General features: G+C 55.6%; 12 protein-coding genes, 1 tRNA gene and 2 pseudogenes. 10 read left to right on the top strand and 5 right to left on the bottom strand.

Annotated elements, in window-relative coordinates; genetic code table 11:
- The first annotated feature begins 1 nt into the window (after nt 1).
- From tssK to OGY07_RS14340, 10 genes and pseudogenes are all read left to right on the top strand, one after another.
- Nucleotides 2-1,345 (top strand): type VI secretion system baseplate subunit TssK, encoded by a 1,344-nt coding sequence (gene tssK / locus OGY07_RS14295; RefSeq protein ID WP_042289701.1) that lies wholly within the window; start codon nt 2-4, stop codon nt 1,343-1,345.
- A 3-nt stretch (nt 1,346-1,348) separates the two neighbouring features.
- Nucleotides 1,349-2,167, top strand: coding sequence for a type IVB secretion system protein IcmH/DotU (gene icmH / locus OGY07_RS14300; protein ID WP_286601344.1), 819 nt, complete (start codon nt 1,349-1,351; stop codon nt 2,165-2,167).
- Nucleotides 2,168-2,178: 11 nt separating this feature from the next.
- Nucleotides 2,179-4,977, top strand: coding sequence for a type VI secretion system ATPase TssH (gene tssH, locus OGY07_RS14305; RefSeq protein ID WP_286601346.1), 2,799 nt, complete (start codon nt 2,179-2,181; stop codon nt 4,975-4,977).
- Complete coding sequence (vasI, locus tag OGY07_RS14310) at nt 4,974-5,726, top strand: type VI secretion system-associated protein VasI (protein WP_286601348.1); 753 nt, start codon at nt 4,974-4,976, stop codon at nt 5,724-5,726. The genes tssH and vasI overlap by 4 nt, the downstream gene beginning before the upstream one ends.
- 4 nt (nt 5,727-5,730) lie before the next feature.
- Nucleotides 5,731-7,152 (top strand): type VI secretion system protein TssA, encoded by a 1,422-nt coding sequence (gene tssA / locus OGY07_RS14315; RefSeq protein ID WP_491624938.1) that lies wholly within the window; start codon nt 5,731-5,733, stop codon nt 7,150-7,152.
- Between the two features lie 51 nt (nt 7,153-7,203).
- Nucleotides 7,204-10,689: a type VI secretion system membrane subunit TssM gene (gene tssM, locus OGY07_RS14320; RefSeq protein WP_455580438.1), complete on the top strand. Its 3,486-nt coding sequence runs from the start codon at nt 7,204-7,206 to the stop codon at nt 10,687-10,689.
- A 9-nt stretch (nt 10,690-10,698) separates the two neighbouring features.
- Nucleotides 10,699-12,091, top strand: a pseudogene (locus OGY07_RS14325) (VasL domain-containing protein).
- A complete protein-coding gene (locus OGY07_RS14330; protein WP_286601352.1) occupies nt 12,057-12,536 on the top strand; it encodes an Hcp family type VI secretion system effector in 480 nt (159 codons plus the stop codon). The pseudogene OGY07_RS14325 and the gene OGY07_RS14330 overlap by 35 nt, the downstream one beginning before the upstream one ends.
- Before the next feature lie 267 nt (nt 12,537-12,803).
- Nucleotides 12,804-13,052: a hypothetical protein gene (locus OGY07_RS14335; RefSeq protein ID WP_286601353.1), complete on the top strand. Its 249-nt coding sequence runs from the start codon at nt 12,804-12,806 to the stop codon at nt 13,050-13,052.
- 128 nt (nt 13,053-13,180) lie between these two features.
- Nucleotides 13,181-13,396: an AcrVA2 family anti-CRISPR protein gene (locus OGY07_RS14340; RefSeq protein ID WP_148365413.1), complete on the top strand. Its 216-nt coding sequence runs from the start codon at nt 13,181-13,183 to the stop codon at nt 13,394-13,396.
- 283 nt (nt 13,397-13,679) lie between these two features.
- Here OGY07_RS14340 and OGY07_RS14345 read toward each other — a convergent pair.
- From OGY07_RS14345 to cutA, 5 genes and pseudogenes are all read right to left on the bottom strand, one after another.
- Nucleotides 13,680-13,755, bottom strand: a tRNA-Phe gene (locus tag OGY07_RS14345).
- Nucleotides 13,756-13,870: 115 nt separating this feature from the next.
- Nucleotides 13,871-14,908 (bottom strand): annotated as a pseudogene (locus OGY07_RS14350) (DUF1176 domain-containing protein); the annotation flags it as partial.
- 208 nt (nt 14,909-15,116) lie between these two features.
- Nucleotides 15,117-15,692, bottom strand: a complete 576-nt coding sequence (locus OGY07_RS14355) for a transcriptional regulator (protein WP_042289679.1) — start codon at nt 15,690-15,692, stop codon at nt 15,117-15,119.
- A gap of 36 nt (nt 15,693-15,728) precedes the next feature.
- Nucleotides 15,729-17,441, bottom strand: coding sequence for a protein-disulfide reductase DsbD (locus OGY07_RS14360; RefSeq protein ID WP_286601354.1), 1,713 nt, complete (start codon nt 17,439-17,441; stop codon nt 15,729-15,731).
- Nucleotides 17,417-17,764 (bottom strand): divalent cation tolerance protein CutA, encoded by a 348-nt coding sequence (gene cutA / locus OGY07_RS14365; protein WP_200035724.1) that lies wholly within the window; start codon nt 17,762-17,764, stop codon nt 17,417-17,419. Before cutA ends, OGY07_RS14360 begins: the two co-directional genes overlap by 25 nt.
- Nucleotides 17,765-17,796 lie beyond the last annotated feature (32 nt).

Below are 17,796 nucleotides of genomic sequence, written 5' to 3' on the forward strand. Positions count from 1 at the left end.
AATGGCGACCATGAAAAACAGGGTGATCTGGCAGGAAGGTCTGTTTGCCCTGCCGCAGCACTTCCAGCAACAGCAGCGTAATCAGGAATATTTGTTGAACCAGCGTATGAGTGCGCAGGATGATTTTGCCTGGGGATTCACCTCGCTGTCGATCAATACCGAACTGCTTGCTCAGGGAAAACTGATGCTGGACTACGCAGCAGGCTGTATGCCGGATGGCACGGTGTTCAGCATCCCTGAGCAGGATCAACTTCCTCTGCCATATCAGCCGATTGATCTTTCCCGGCCTGGCAGCAACGACATTTACCTTGCGTTGCCTGTTATCAGCGATATCACCTGTGAAATCGAAGGACGCCGGAGCGCAGGGCAGGGAACGGAGCGTTATCGCCTGGCGCAGGCTGACATTCGCGATTTACATTCTGATGACGGCGACGTACAGCCCATCGTGCTGGGACAACTGGCCCCCAAAATCGTCAGCGGCGCGGACGACCTCAGCGCGATGGTCACGCTGCCGCTGTGCCGTATCCGCAGCCAGCAGTCTGGTGGTGCGCTGGTACTGGATGACAGCTTTATCCCGACCTGTCAGGCCATTCGCGTCAGCCCGGTGCTGAACGGATTTGCCGGTGATGTACAGGGACTTCTCAGCAACCGCGCCAGCGAGCTGGCAAAACGTATCGGTTCGCCGGAGCAGAGCGGTATTGCGGATGTGGCCGAGTTTATGATGTTACAGATGCTTAACCGCAGCCAGATGCACTTCACTCACCGTACTCACCTGCACACCCTGCATCCGGAGATGTTTTATCTGGATCTGGTTCGGCTGTTGGGTGAATTGATGACTTTTACGGAAGACAGCCGTCTGCCCTGTCCGGTAGAGCATTACGACCACCGCAACCTTACGCAGTCGTTTAATACCGTGATCCCGGAGCTGCGCCGGGCGCTTAACACTGTGCTGATGCCGCGTGCGCAGAATCTGCCGCTTGTCCTCTCTGACGGGTTTTATGTCGCCACGGTTAACGATCCGACCCTGCTGCGCTCCGGCAGTTTCATTCTGGCGGTGCGCGCGCGGATGCCGCACAGCCAGCTTATCCATCAGTTCACCCAGCAGTCAAAAATCGCGGCCACCAACAAAATCCGCGATATGGTCAGCGTGCAGGTACCGGGCGTACCGCTGACGCCACGGACCGCCGCGCCGCGCCAGTTACCGTACCACGACGGCTTTGTTTACTTTGAACTGGACAAAGGCGCTGCCGCCTGGCAGGACGTGGTAAAGGCCGGTGCGCTGGCGCTGCATATCTCCGGTACTTTCCCTGAGTTGGGCATACAACTGTGGGCGATAAGAGGTTAAGCCATGAGCGAGCAGTTCGTCCCGTTTGCCGGTCAGAATGCCCCTCAGGCCACAGGGAATACGCAGGATAATGTGAGTGTTGCGGCACAGGATGCGGGCAATGAAATCTCTGGTCGCCAGTATCGGTTGTCCCTGCGCGGCAACAGCATAAACCCGATGATTGACGCCGCCACGCCACTGCTGGGGATGGTGATGCGTGTGGACGGGATGAACAGCCAGAGTATGCCGGAACACCTTTTTGCTCAGGTGGTGACGGACGTTCAGGCCGTGGAGCAACTGCTTCAGGAACAGGGCTACGAGCCGGGTGTGATTATCTCGTTCCGCTATGTTCTCTGCACCTTTATTGATGAGGCTGCGCTGGGCAATGGCTGGTCGAACAAAAACGAATGGGTCAAACAGTCGCTGCTGGTGCATTTTCACAATGAAGCCTGGGGCGGCGAAAAGGTGTTTATCCTGCTTGAACGTCTGATCCGTGAACCCAAACGCTACCAGGATTTGCTTGAGTTTTTGTTTCTGTGTTTTTCGCTGGGATTTCGCGGGCGCTATAAGGTGGCCGCACAGGAGCAGGGCGAGTTTGAACAGATATACCGCCGCCTGCACCATGTCCTGCACCAGCTTCGCGGCGATGCGCCGTTTCCACTGCTGCACCAGGATAAGAAAACGCAGGGCGGACGCTATCAGCTCATGACGCGCCTGACCATTAAACACATCTTCCTGGGTGGGGTTGTCGTACTGGCGCTGTTTTATTTGTTCTGGATGCTGCGCCTGGATAGCCAGACGCAGGATATTTTGCATCAACTGAACCGGCTGCTTGCCAGGTAAGGACACAACATATGATCCAGATTAATCTGGCCTCTCTGGTTAAGCATCTTAACCCATTTTCCCGGCAGGCGCTGGAAGCTGCTGCGGCAGAATGCATGAGTCAGCAGGCAACAGAAATCACTGTGGCGCATGTGCTGTTGCAGATGCTGGCAGCGGTGCGCAGCGACGTGAGAGTGATTGCTGACCAGGCTGAAATCGATACGCATGCGCTTCGCCGGGCGCTGACGGTGGAAAATTACACGACGGCGCGTTCGACAGACAGCTACCCGGCATTTTCGCCGATGCTGGTCGAGTGGCTTAAAGAGGGCTGGCTGCTGGCCTCTGCCGAGATGCGCCACCGCGAGCTGCGCGGTGGCGCACTGTTGCTGGCCCTGCTGCATTCACCGTTGCGCTATGTCCCGTCTGCTGCCGCACGGTTGCTCACCGGTATTAACCGCGATCGACTGCAACAGGACTTCGCCGAGTGGACGCGGGAGTCGGCGGAGTCAGTTGTGTCGGATGCTGGTAGACAGGCCGTTGGAGTCACAACAGATACCGGTGACACTCTGCTCGGCCGTTATGCCAAAAATATGACCGCAGACGCCCGTAATGGCAAACTCGATCCGGTCCTGTGCCGCGACAATGAAATCGACCTGATGATCGACATCCTCTGCCGCCGCCGTAAAAACAATCCGGTAGTGGTCGGTGAGGCCGGTGTCGGTAAAAGTGCGCTGATCGAAGGGCTGGCGCTGCGCATTGTCGCAGGTCAGGTGCCAGACAAACTGCGCGACACCGACATTATGACACTGGATCTTGGCGCATTGCAGGCAGGCGCATCGGTGAAAGGCGAGTTTGAGAAGCGCTTTAAAGGATTGATGGCGGAAGTCATTCAGTCGCCCAGACCCGTCATTCTGTTTATCGACGAAGCCCATATGCTGATTGGCGCGGGCAACCAGCAGGGTGGGCTGGATATCTCCAACCTGCTCAAACCGGTACTGGCGCGGGGCGAGCTGAAAACCATCGCCGCCACCACCTGGAGTGAATACAAGAAATATTTCGAGAAAGACGCCGCCCTGTCGCGCCGTTTCCAGTTGGTGAAGGTCAGCGAACCCACGGCGGCGGAAGCCACCGTTATCCTGCGCGGGCTGTCGGCGGTGTATGAGCAGTCCCACGGCGTACTGATTGATGATGAGGCGTTACAAGCTGCGGCAACGTTAAGTGAACGCTATCTTTCTGGCCGTCAGTTGCCGGATAAAGCCATTGATGTGCTGGATACCGCCTGCGCCCGCGTGGCGCTCAACCTCTCTTCGCCACCGAAGCAAATTTCGGCGCTGACCACGCTGAGTCATCAGTGTGAAGCGGAGATCCGCCAGCTTGAGCGCGAGATCCGCATCGGACTGCGGACTGATAACTCACGACTGACGGAAGCGATCGTGCAGTATGACGAAACCCTGACTGAACTTGATGAACTGGAGGCCGCGTGGCATCTGCAGCAGACGCTGGTGCAGGAAATCATTGCACTGCGTAAGGGGTTGCTGGACGAGCAGGATGCCACCGACAACGACAAAACAGCTACGCCTGAAGCAGAGATAACGGACAGTGATGCCACAACGGTGGACGATCCGGTAACAGAGGTGACGAACATTGAGTCGGTAACGGCGGATGAAGCAGAACAAGGGTATTCTGAGCCTGCCATCATCCCGACAGAGCGCCTGGCGCAGTTAACCGCCGAACTGAACGCCCTGCACCGCACGCAGTTACTGGTTTCCCCGCACGTCGATAAAAAGCAAATCGCCGCCGTGATTGCCGAATGGACCGGCGTGCCGCTTAATCGCCTGTCGCAGAACGAAATGTCGGTGATCACCGATCTGCCGCAGTGGCTGGGCGACACCATCAAGGGCCAGGACCTGGCAATTCAGCACCTGCACAAACATCTGCTCACCGCGCGTGCCGACCTGCGCCGCCCCGGTCGACCGCTCGGCGCGTTCCTTCTGGCTGGCCCCAGCGGTGTGGGCAAAACCGAAACCGTACTGCAACTGGCAGATCTGCTTTACGGCGGTCGCCAGTATCTCACCACCATCAATATGTCGGAGTTCCAGGAGAAACATACCGTTTCGCGCCTGATTGGTTCCCCTCCGGGCTATGTTGGCTACGGGGAAGGTGGTGTGCTGACCGAAGCAATTCGCCAGAAACCGTATTCTGTGGTGCTGCTCGATGAAGTGGAAAAAGCCCACCCCGACGTGCTTAACCTGTTCTACCAGGCGTTTGATAAAGGCGAAATGGCCGATGGCGAAGGTCGTCTGATCGACTGTAAAAACATCGTCTTTTTCCTCACATCCAATCTCGGCTACCAAGTGATCGTCGAACATGCCGACAGCCCGGAAACCATGCACGAGGCGCTGTACCCAGTACTGGCGGATTTCTTCAAACCGGCGCTGCTGGCGCGGATGGAAGTGGTGCCGTATCTGCCGCTGTCGCGTGAAACCCTGTCCGTTATTATCGCCGGAAAACTGGCCCGGCTGGACAACGTGCTCCGTACCCGCTTTAACGCGGAAGTGGTGATTGAACCTGCCGTGACCGACGAAATCATGCAGCGCGTCACCCGCGCCGAAAACGGCGCGCGAATGCTGGAATCGGTGATTGACGGCGAGATGTTGCCGCCGCTGTCGCTGCTGCTGTTGCAGAAAATGGCGGCGAACATGGCGGTTGCCCGCATCGTACTGGGCGTGGCGGACGGCGCGTTTATCGCTGACGTCGAAGATGCGCCGGATGACGCTGCGGCGGACGACATGCAGCCGGAGCAGGAAGCAGAGGATATCGCCGCGTTATGAGCAAAATGCAGGTTTTCCGGAAAACCGGGCTACCGTTGATGATGCTATTCGCCAGCCTGGTACAGGCGGAGACGCCTGCAAAACTGGCGGCAGTCGTATTGCCGGGGATTACTGTGCCGCAGTCGCTAGTTGCCGTGCCGGAAACCAACGCACAGACAACGCTCAGCGCCATGATGGCCTGTCGCCGGGAGCCTGCAGCGCTGGAGCGGCTGGACTGCTATGACCGCATTCTGGCACCCGTTCAGCCCGGTTTTGACGGTGCGGTAGTGAAATCCCGTTATGAAGGCGAAGCCTGGAAACGGGCTTTCGCCCAGGAAAAGCAGCGCCTGGACAATTCCACCACACTGCTGATAACGCAGAGCGATGGGGAACGCCCCACGGTAATTATTACCACACCTTCTATCGGTAACGTGCCGCCGCGTCCGGTGCTGATGTTCAGTTGCGTGGACAACATCACCCGGATGCAGGTGGCGCTGACGCACGCCATGACGCCCAGTGATATCGCCGTGACGCTGACCACTGACCACGGACGCTTTCAGTCTCACTGGTTTATCCGCGAGAACGGTACGCTGCTGGAATCCAGCCGGGGGCTGTCCGGCATCGACGAAATTAAACAGCTTTTCGGCGCAAAGACCCTGACCATCGACACCGGTACAGACGGTGCTGCCGGGAAACTGACATTTAACATTGACGGGCTGGCAAAAATCATTGCGCCGCTGCGCGATGCCTGTCACTGGGCGGGAGAATAATAAAATGGCAATGGACTTACGCAACCCGGATACCTGGATTTCGCACCTGCTGGAAAATCTGCCGGAAGACAAACTGGCCTGCGCACTGAAAGACGATAACCCTGACTGGGAATATATCGACGGTGAAATGCTTAAACTCGGCTCGCTGGCACACAGCCAGTTAGATATCCCGGAAATTCAGCGCCGGGGGGTGACGCTCCTGGCATCGGAAAGCAAGGATTTTCGCCTGCTGGCTCATCTGTTACGTACCCTGCAACACGCCGGTGATCCGCTGCTGGCGCTGCGTTTGCTGGCGCTGTATGTGGAGCATTACTGGACGGTGGCGGCACCGGGAATGGCGCATAAAAAACGTTTTGCCGCCCAGGTCATAAAGCGTTTTGAGGCAGGTATCCCCGTTTTTGCAGAAAATGCCGCCGCGATGCAGCGCGATGCCCTGTTGGGGGATCTGGCAAAACTGGCGCTACTGTGGCAGGGCAGCAACGCCACAGAACTGGCGCAGGCAACGGACGATGTTGCTGCGCTGTACCAGCGGGCGTTTCGCGACAGCGAACCTGCCACGACGCCCGTTTCTGCACAAGCTACTGTCACGTCTGTACCGCTTTCTGCCGCGCCGGTCGCGTCTGCCTCTGCGTCGTCTCCGGTAGCGCCCGCGCCAGTGGTGAATATCGACAGCCATGACGACAAAGCCTGGCGCGATACATTGTTGAAAGTCGCCACTATTTTATGCGAGCGCCAGCCGGACGCGCCGCTGGGCTACCGTCTGCGTCGCCATGCGCTGTGGCTGGCAATTACCTCCGCGCCGCAGGCTGAAAGTAACGGACGTACACCGCTGGCTGCGTTCCCTGCCGACATGATGGATGATTACCAGGCGCGCCTGAACAATGCTGATATGACGCTATGGCAACAGATAGAGAAAAGCGTCCTCCTGGCGCCCTACTGGTTTGACGGCCATTACCTTTCAGCACAGGCAGCGCAACGACTTGGCTACACCGCCGTGGCAGAGGCTATTCGTGAAGAGGCTGCGGGTTTTCTCACCCGTTTGCCGCAGCTTTCCACCCTGCTGTTTAACGACCATACGCCCTTTATGAGCAGTCAGACAAAACAGTGGCTTACTGGCACACCTTCCACCGGCCAGCCCGCATCAGCACAGCAATCCGGCGAGGAATGGCAGAACGCCAGAGCCTGTTTTACTGAACAGGGGCTGGAGGCCGCATTACGGTATCTGGATACGCTGCCCGAAGGCTCCCCCCGTGACCAGTTCTACCGCCAGTATTTTGGCGCACAACTGATGGACGATGCCGGAATGGCAAAAATGGCACAGCAGCAGTACCGGATGCTGTTCAAAACTGGCTTGCGAATGGCGCTGGCAGACTGGGAGCCATCGCTACTTGAGCAGCTTGAACAGAAGTTCACGGCAGAACAGTAAGAGATAACAGGAGTTTTTGTGAGATTACCGACCCCCCGACTGTTTAGTGGCATGAGATCTGTCCTGCGACCCGCGATGCCACGGTTTAAGGTCTCTGCGTTCTGGCTGATGATGCTGGCATGGATTGTGCTGCTGGTATGGATCTGGTGGAAAGGTCCGTCATGGTCGCTGTACGGCGAACAGTGGCTTAAACCGCTGGCGAACCGCTGGCTGGCGACGGCGGCCTGGGGGATTATCGCCCTGGGATGGCTGACCGTCCGGGTGATGAAACGCCTGCAACAGCTTGAGAAACAACAAAAACAGCAGCGAGAGGAAGCGCAGGACCCGCTGAGCGTCGAGCTGAATGCGCAACAGCGTTACCTCGACCGGTGGCTGCTGCGACTGCAACGCCATCTCGATAACCGTCGTTACCTGTGGCAACTGCCGTGGTATATGGTCATCGGCCCTGCCGGAAGCGGTAAAACCGCACTGTTACGGGAAGGTTTTCCATCCGATGTTATTTATACGCCGGAAACTGCGCGCGGCGCAGAACAACGTGTGTACCTGACGCCGCATGTTGGCAAACAGGCGGTGATTTTTGATATTGACGGCGTACTCTGTGAACAGCCTGATGCTGATGTCCTGCACCGCCGGTTATGGGAGCACGTTCTGGACTGGCTGGTGGAAAAACGCGCCCGCCAGCCACTGAACGGGATCATTATCACACTTGACTTACCCGACCTGTTGACGGCTGACAAACGCCGCCGCGAACATCTGTTGCAGACGCTGCGCAGCCGTTTACAGGATGTGCGCCAGCACCTTCACTGCCAGTTGCCGGTTTATGTGGTACTGACCCGACTGGATTTATTACACGGCTTTGCCGCCCTGTTTCAGTCACTGGATAAAAAAGATCGCGATACGATTTTAGGCGTGACCTTCACCCGCCGCGCCCATGAAAACGAGGACTGGCGCGCAGAGCTGGATGCTTTCTGGCTGACATGGTGTGATCGAATGAACCATGCCATGCTGGATCTGATGCTCACACAGACGCATATGCGAAGTTCCCTGTTCAGTTTTTCCCGCCAGATACAGGGGAGCCGGGACTTCCTGGTGGCCCTGCTTGACAGCCTGCTGGATGGTGAAAATATGTATGTGATGCTGCGCGGCGTATACCTTACTTCGTCGCTGCAACGGGGGCAGATGGATGATCTTTTTACGCAGTCTGCCGCCCGGCAGTACCGGCTGGACGGCAGTCCGCTGAGCGCCTGGCCGCTGGTGGACACCGCATCTTACTTTACCCGCAATCTGTTTCCACAGGCACTGCTGGCCGAGCCGAATCTGGCCGGAGAAAGCCGTGCCTGGCTGATAAGCAGCCGCCGCCGTCTGACGGCCTTTTCCGCCGTGGGTGGGGTGACCGCATTACTGTTAATCACCGGCTGGCATCATTACTACGGGGTTAACTACGCCTCCGGCGTCCAGGTGCTGAAACAGGCTGAAGCCTTTATGTCTATACAACCGCCACAGGGGATGGATGAATACGGTAATCTGCAATTGCCGTTGCTTAACCCGGTGCGCGACGCAACGCTGGCCTACGGCGACTGGGATGACCGCAGTCGCCTGGCCGATATGGGGCTGTATCAGGGCAGGCGTATCGGACCGTATGTGGAAAAAACTTATCTGCAACTGCTTGAACAGCGTTACCTTCCGGCGCTTTTTAACGGTTTGGTGAAAGAAATGAATGCCGCCCCGCCGGAGAGCGAAGAAAAACTCGCCGTGTTGCGTGTCATGAGAATGTTGGAAGATAAGAGCGGGCGTAGTAATGAGGTAGTAAAGCAGTATATGGCAAAGCGCTGGAGTGAAAAATTTCACGGCCAGCGGGATATCCAGACGCAGCTGATGTCGCACCTCGACTATGCCCTGAAGCATACCGACTGGCACGCAGAGCGGGCAGCAGGCGATGGTGACGCCATCAGCCGCTGGACGCCGTATGACAGTCCGGTGGCGGTAGCGCAGAAAGAGTTAAGCAAGTTGCCGGTTTACCAGCGCGTCTACCAGAGTCTGAAAACACGGGCGCTGGGCGTTCTGCCCGCCGATCTGAACCTGCGCGATCAGGTGGGTCCGACATTCGATCAGGTCTTTATTTCCTCAGATGATAATAAACTGATTGTTCCACAGTTTCTTACCCGCTATGGCCTGCAAAGCTATTTCGTCAGACAGCGTGATGCGTTGATTACGCTGACGGCAATGGACTCTTGGGTACTGAACGTTACTCACAGTGTGAAATACAGCGAGGCTGATCGTGCTGAAATCCAGCGCCAACTGACAGAGCAGTATATCAGTGACTACACCGCCACTTGGCGGGCGGGGATGGATAATCTCAACGTGCGCGACTATGAATCCATAGTCCAATTGACCCGTGCACTCGAGCAGATTATCAGTGGCGACCAGCCCTTACAGCGGGCGCTGACGGCGTTGCGGGACAACACGCGGCCCGCGGTTCTCCCGGAAAAACTCTCTGATAAAGAGCGTGAAGAGGCACAGGAAGAGCCGGATTACCGTTTGCTGACGCGCCTCGGACACGAGTTCGCATCAGAAAACAGCGTACTGGCAGTGCAGAATAATAAAGAAAATACCCTACAGGCGGTGTATCAACAGTTGACCGAACTGCACCGTTACCTGCTGGCTATCCAGAATGCGCCGGTGCCGGGAAAATCGGCCCTGAAAGCCGTCCAGTTACGTCTTGATCAGAACAGCAGCGACCCGATATTTACTACCCGTCAGATGGCGAAAACACTGCCAGCGCCGCTTAATCGCTGGGTGGGAAAACTGGCAGATCAGGCCTGGCATGTGGTGATGGTGGAAGCCGTTCACTATATGGAAATTGACTGGCGCGACAACGTAGTGAAACCGTTTAACGAGCAACTGGCAAATAACTACCCATTCAACCGGCGTTCATCGCAGGATGCGTCACTGGATGCATTTGAACGTTTCTTTAAACAGGATGGCGTGCTGGACACCTTTTATCAGCAGAACCTGAAACTGTTTATTGAAAATGACCTGAGCCGTGATGGGGATGACGGTGTGATTATCCGTGAGGATGTCATCCGGCAACTGGATACCGCACAGAAAATCCGCGACATCTTCTTCAGTAAACAAAATGGCCTGGGAACGCAGTTCGCGGTAGAGACCGTTTCGCTTTCCGGTAACAAGCGCCGTAGCGTGCTGAACCTTGACGGCCAGTTAGTCGATTACAGTCAAGGGCGTAACTACACCGCTCATCTGGTCTGGCCGAATAACATGCGCGAAGGCAATGAAAGCAAGCTGACGCTGGTTAGCGTCAGTGGTGGTGCACCGCGCAGCATCAGCTTCAGTGGGCCGTGGGCGCAGTTCCGCCTGTTCGGGGCTGGACAGCTAACCAGCGTGAAAGAGGGGTCATTCAGTGTGCGCTTTAACGTGGACGGTGGCGCGATGGTCTACCGGATACACGCGGATACCGAAGACAATCCGTTCAGTGGCGGGCTGTTCAGCCATTTCCGGCTGCCGGATACGCTGTACTGAGGAGGCAGGATGAACAACGATGTACTGACACAAACTATCGTGACCGGCAGCGATCCGCGCAATCTGCCGGAGTTCGTCGCTATCCGCGAAGAAATCAATAAGGCCAGCCATCCGTCGCAGCCGGAAATGAACTGGAGGCTGGTGGAATCGCTGGCGCTGGCGATTTTTAAGGCCAATGGTGTGGACCTGCATACAGCCACCTACTACACCCTGGCGCGTACCCGCACGCAGGGGCTGGCCGGTTTTTGTGAAGGAGCCGAGCTGCTGGCGGCAATGATTACCCGTGAATGGGACAAATTCTGGCCGCAGGGTGGATCTGCACGCACCGAGATGCTGGACTGGCTCAACACCCGTACCGGAAATATCCTGCGCCAGCAGACATCCTTTGCGGAAAACGACCTGCCGCTGTTGTACCGTACCGAGCGGGCCTTACAGCTTATCTGCGACAAACTCCAGCAGGTGGAACTGAAGCGCCAGCCGCGCGTGGAGAACCTGCTGTATTTTGTGCAGAACACGCGCAAACGCCTGGAGCCGCGACCCCGGAATAATGCAGATGCTGTCACCCAGACCACCGTCAGAACACTGGTCTATGCCCCGGAAAGTACCGCGCCCACGGCCACTGAGATTATCGCTCCGCTCCCCGACCTGCCGGAGATGCGGGTGGAAGTCCGTGGTCTGGCTGATAATGACGGTATCGCCGGGCAGGGCAGCCAGGTGAAAGGTTTTATGGCAGGCGTTGTCGCGACTGCGGTTATCGCTGTCGCGCTCTGGTGGTGGCAGGTGTACCCGATACAGCGGCAACTGGCACAGGTCAGGGATACGGCACAGGGTGCGGCGATGGTCTGGCTGGCATCGCCTGACCTGGACAGCTACGGACAACGACTGCAACAGCTTCCTGATACCCCGCCACTGCAACTGCTGGAGACAGGTATGCAGATGACCCGTACCGCCGACAGCCGCTGGCCTGAGAGCCAGCTACAGCAGCAGGCGAGTGCCAAATGGATTGAAACACTGAAAACCCGCGCACAGGGCAGCCCGCAACTTCGAGGTTGGCTCCAGACCCGTCAGGATTTACATGCCTTTGCTGACCTGGTGATGCAACGCGAGAAAGAGGGACTAACGCTTTCTTATATTAAGAATGTTATCTGGCAAGCAGAGCGGGGGCTGGGACAGGAAACGCCGCTGGAGTCCCTATTGACGCAGTACCAGGACGCTCGCGATCAGCGACAGAATACCGACGCGCTGGAAAAAAAAATCAATGAACGGCTGGACGGCGTGTTAAGCCGCTGGTTGCTGCTGAAAAACGGCGGAATGACGAAAACGGAAACCAAATCCGGAAAATAACAACGAAATTGAAGGAGTTTATTATGGCAAATCTGGTTTATCTTACACTGAACGGTGATCTGCAGGGACTGATTTCTGCAGGCTGTGCTTCTATGGCCTCTATTGGCAACAAAGCGCAGATTACGCATATGGATCAGATAATGGTGCTGGGGCTGTCCCACGGGCTGACCCGCTCACAAAATGTTAATCATCAGACGCTGGTTATCCAGAAGCCGGTGGATAAATCCTCCCCGTTGCTGACTAAAGCCATCAGCGAAAATGAATGCCTGACCTGCGATTTTGAATATTACCGCACCAACCGTTTTGGCATTAATGAGTTGTATTATAAAGTCAAACTTATTAATGCCCGTATCGCCAGCGTTAAGCATGTTGTACCGCATACAATCAATAACAGCCAGGGACAGCCGGAAGAGTCGGTGTCACTGACTTATGAAAGTATCACCCAGGAGCATTGTATCGCCGGAACGAGTGCGTACAGTCTGTGGGAAGCACGGCTTTTCTGAAGGAGAGGGAAATGAGCGGTCAGCCGTATGTGAATCAACCATTGTACGTAAAGGCATATTTTTAACAGGTACAATGTAGCAAAGCTTTAGCCCTGTCACTAGTGAAAGGGGTTAGTGCTTTCAGCGACCGATTCGGTGAAAAATTAATGGATACGCTGACGCAAATAGGTGATAGCGAAGGGCGTCTGTCTGTTTCTGGAAGAGAAGCAAACCTGTAGTGCGTTACGTTATTATGATCAACGAATGATAATACGTATCATTGAATTAATGAAACGTACAGATGCTATCTTTGATATGTTGTATTTGTGTATTATCTACGTTCTTCAAAGATATAATAATAAAATGCAACCCAGAATACTGGCAAAAGTTACCCGGTATATGGCTGACTGTAAGAATTATTCATCTTCATTATGCCAAAATCTTGAACTTGTTGATGAAAAAGTTGAAGGAATATTGCAACGACTTCAGGACCCTGGTGAAAAAGAGGATGAATTAGGATTCTTTAAGATGCAGTGAGTTTTTAAAGAAATTGACAGTGAGCGTCAACCTGTTGCATACCCGCTCGCCCAAACCCGTAAAAACCAAAAAAGGATTCAGAACGGATAAGGTCTTCGGTACGGGATTATCGGAGTGGATACGGAGGCATGCTTGCAACGTTATTAGATGACGCTGAGGGCAGTTTTGTGAATGGCTTAAAGGTTCGTTTCCATTTACGGCGCGGACACTGGCATGGCTTCTGGTTCGGAAGAAAATATGATTCAGAGGACAGGGTTTTTCGTATCGCTGGCTGTCGCCATAAATTATTGGCGGCAGATGAAATGAAAGTATTATTTACTGATAGCGGTTTACCATGTTTGTAATCTCGGTGGCGAAAATTTTTTGATTTAACTAAGCAGTTTACTGTCCTGTGAATGGTGTTTGGAAAAATGTTCTCAAGTTTTACATGATAAGATAGTATTTATTGACAAATTGACGACTAAATGACAACCCAATGCGTCCAGAGAGGTTAGTCGCTCCTGTCTAAGCGATCTGTTCTGACTGGAAAGAAGAAGCAGGACAGCGATATCAGCAGTCAAAGTAACCAAAAATCTACTTGAATCCCTAAAAGCAAAAACCCGCCTTTTAGGCGGGTTCTTTGAATAGTGGTGCCCGGACTCGGAATCGAACCAAGGACACGGGGATTTTCAATCCCCTGCTCTACCGACTGAGCTATCCGGGCAACGGGGCGCATTAAACCGTAATCACGCCCGCCAGTCAACCAAATTTCCTTAAAAGCAGTTCAACTGCTTAACTTTGCGGCGATTCGGGGACAATACAGCGATGTTAACCCACCATCACAGTGCGCCGTTATCGCCTTCCCGAAACTGCCAGTCGCTTTTTATCGACGTTGCCTGGCGCAGGCCGGAGATCGCATAGCCGCCCACAATATCACCTTTCCCAGCGGGCGAGCTAAGGACAACCTCGGCATCCACACCATGGTTATAAAATCCGTGATGGCTGAAGACGGTGCCGATATAACATTTCTCGTTTACCCACACGGGAATCAGGGCGACGGTTTCTATGGTGTAATGGCCAGCCACGCCGCTGCTGTACCATTCCGCGTCTTCTGCTGAGATGCCTTCAGGAACCGGGCAGATAGCGGTGTCAGGCTGGTCTGACGGGAGGTCTTTAAGCAGATGGTCCTGCATGATATCCAGCGTCCTGACTAGCCCCGCCTTGTCCTTGTCGCTCAGCGCAGGGGTCAAAGGGCGGCCTTCTTCTGCTGAGTCGATGACATTGAGCGTATAGCGATAGCGGAGGGTCACTACCGGCACCTTATTGTCTGTGCTGAACGGGCGCAGCAGATAAATGTTATCTTCGCCAAAGACGCCGTTGAACCAAAGCGCGTACACCTGGCCGTTGATACGTACCCATTGGCTCCACTGGTTAGCACCGCGGCCATTTTCCGAAAATAACGCGCCGGGTACCCCAAAGTCATCGTCGTTAGCGTTTTCATTCACGGTAAAGAATGCGCTATCACCCCGTTTAAGCACGCCGGTATAGCTGAAGAGGCCCGTCCCGCCAATATAACTGTCGATAATGAGATCGCGCTTGCCATCGCCGTCCAGATCAACCAGCGTAAAATTCACCTGACCATTTTCTGCATAAGCGCGAATGTTGGAATGCAAAAATGCCCGCCATTCATCGTCACAGATTTCCGGTGAAGGTTTTGTCGTCGGCTGCGATGAATCTTCCGTGTATGAAAGGGTGAATCTGGTGAGCTGGCCCGTCAGCGGGAACCGTTTGGCGATGTTGCTGAGATCGAGTTCAGGATCGGTTTTTTGTTGATCAATTAAGGCCTGATGAAGTGTTTTCAGGGCGACATTATCGCTATACCCGGCCGCCCGGCAGGCACCCGTGTTATTACAGGCGACTTCCCGGTCTTTATGAGCAAATGCAACGCCGTTTAGCGGTGCGGCGAAGAAGGACGAAGAGAGAAGGCCCGTCAGAAGGGCGCAGGACAAGAGACGCATATAATTCCTTTTATTGGGTCGGTGCTGGCGAAATTATATGCGATTCAACGAGGTAACGAAATGAGAATCAGGTCAGCGCGCCGCCCTGACGGCACTGGGCGAAGCGCAGAATGTCCTCCGCCAGACGGTGCGCCGTCTCCACGTCGGCCTGACTGCGGTTAACCAGCATGCGACTCAGGCAGCCTTCCAGCACCAGTTCCATCTGTTTTGCAACCATTGCCGGGTCGTCAACTTCCAGCGTGGTGAGCAGTTCGTGGGTAAAGTCATGCGCTGCGCGTTTTTGTTGATCCGCAAGTTGATGAATGGGATGCGCGGGATCGGGGTAAAAGGTGCAGGCGGCGATAAACAGGCAGCCGGGATAACGGTTATTGCTGACACATTCGGTTAGCGCCGCGTAGCGCGCCAGTAGCTTTTGTTCAGCGGTTTGAGTGTCGTCCAGCATCAGTTGGCGGCGCCAGATGTCTACCTGCTGACTCAGATAACGCAGGGCGTCATACAGCAGGGCCTCGTCGTCGGGCCAGAAACGCAGCATCTCTTCGAGCGGATAATCAACGCGCTCGGCCACCATCTCCAGCGTGGTATTGGCAATCCCATGGATCTCTAATAACTTTAGGGCTTCTGCCAGAACATCTTCACGTTGCACGGTATATTCCTCCCACTTTGCTGTTGCAAGTGTCGCTCACGGTTGGCGATCGCGCAAATGCGCGCTAAACGTTGCGGCGTCCATAAAGCCTGTTACTCGCGCCTGCGGGTGCTCCTGACCTTCTGCGTCAAAGAACAGAATGGTCGGCAGCCCAAGTACCTGTAAATGCTTCAACAGCGCCACGTCCTGGGCGTTATTGCCCGTGACGTCAGCCTGTAACAGCACCGTGTCGCCCAACGCCTGTTTCACCTGCGGCGCGCTGAAGGTGTATTTCTCGAACTCTTTACAGGCGACACACCAGTCGGCGTACAGGTCGAGCATCACCGGTTTGCCTTTGGCCTGCGCCAGCGCCTGATTAAGTTCGTCGATATTGGATACCTGTTTAAAGCTCAGATGCGATTGCGTCTGCACAGGGGACGCGCCAAACGCCCAGTCCTGTAACGGACGCACGCTGACCAGCGCGGCCGCCAGCAACATTATCTGGACGAGACGTATCCAGCCGCGCGTTGCCTGCAAACTGGTGATAAACGCCCAGCCAAAGAAGGCGACGCCCAGCAGCGACCACAGGCGTAAGCCCCACGTATCGCCAACGATCCGCTCCAGCAAAAAGACCGGTAGCGCGAGGATCACAAAGCCAAACGCGGTTTTGACCTGCTCCATCCACGGTCCGCTTTTTGGCAGCAGGCGATTGCCGAAGACGGTGACCAGCATCAGCGGTAGCCCCATCCCGAGCGCGTACAGGTAAAGCGTGCCGCCGCCAAGCCACATATTTCCGCTTTGCGCGATATACAGCAGAATGGCGCTGAGCGGCGCGGTGGTACATGGCGAGCAAATCAGCCCGGCGATAGCGCCCATTGCAAATACGCCACCCGCAGAGCCGCCCTGCTGGCGGTTGCTCATCAGCGTCAGGCGAGTTTGCAGTGACGACGGTAATTGCAGCGTAAACAAACCGAACATCGACAACGCAAGAAGGGTGAAGACTATCGCGAGACCCACCAATACGTAGGGATGCTGAAGCGCGGCCTGGAACTGCAAACCTGCCGCAGCGACCACCAGGCCCAGCGCGGTGTAGGTCAGCGCCATCCCCTGCACGTAGATAAAGGTCAGCAGCAGCGCCCGTCCGGTAGAGAGACGTTGTTTACCGCCCAGCACAATCCCGGAAATGAGTGGATACATCGGCAGTACGCAGGGCGTAAAGGCGATGCCAATGCCAATCAGCAACGCCCACAGCGCCGTGAAGGGAAGCTGCGCAGGCGGCGGTTCTGGCGGTTGAGCAGATTGCGGCGGGGCTGGCGTCGCGGCAGGCTGGGGCGCTGTGCTGGCAACCACTTCGCTTAGAGGGACGGTTTTTGTTTCCGGCGGATAGCAGAAACCAGCATCAGCGCACCCCTGGTAGGTGACCGTCAGCGTCGCGCCAGCCGCAGCCTGTAGAACATTGACCGGAACAGTCAGTCGCTTGCGGTAGATTTCACTTTTACCGTAGAACTCATCTTCATGCCAGACCCCCGCCGGGAGCGTGACGTCGGTAATCTTCGCCTGAGCAGACGTGATGTTAATCTGCTTGCGGTACAGATAATAACCGTCTTTCACCTGCCAGGTGAGGTTCAGGTCGTGCTGGTTTTGCTGAAAGTCAAAGGCAAAGGCCTGGTCAGCAGGAACAAAATTCGAGCGTCCCGGCGCGTCGAACAGTCCCGCGAAAGACGATGTGCTGCAAAGTAGCAGGATCAGCGTAAGGATGCGTTGAGCCATGAGAGGTAATCACTGTCTCCGTGAGTAACGGGTAAAACCAGAAGTTCGGGCGTTTGATAAGGATGATGCGACTTCAGGCAATCGAGTAAGGCTTGCTGGCGCGCCACCGACGTTTTCAGGATCATTTGCACCTCATATTCCTGCTCCAGCTTCCCTTCCCAGTAGTACAGAGAGGTCGCGCCGGGGATCAGCGTGGCGCAGGCGGCCAGCTTTTCAGCCAGCGCTTTAGCGGCCAGATCCTGAGCAGTGGCTTCATCCGGTGCGGTGCAAAGCACGACAACGGCATCGGGGATGGACTCGTCCTGACGGCTAACATCAAGCATAAACACCTCGAATGAGAGAAAGACCTGCAACG

It is taken from the genome of Citrobacter sp. Cs237, from assembly GCF_030332325.1.
Taxonomy (GTDB): Bacteria; Pseudomonadota; Gammaproteobacteria; order Enterobacterales; family Enterobacteriaceae; genus Citrobacter_A; species Citrobacter_A sedlakii.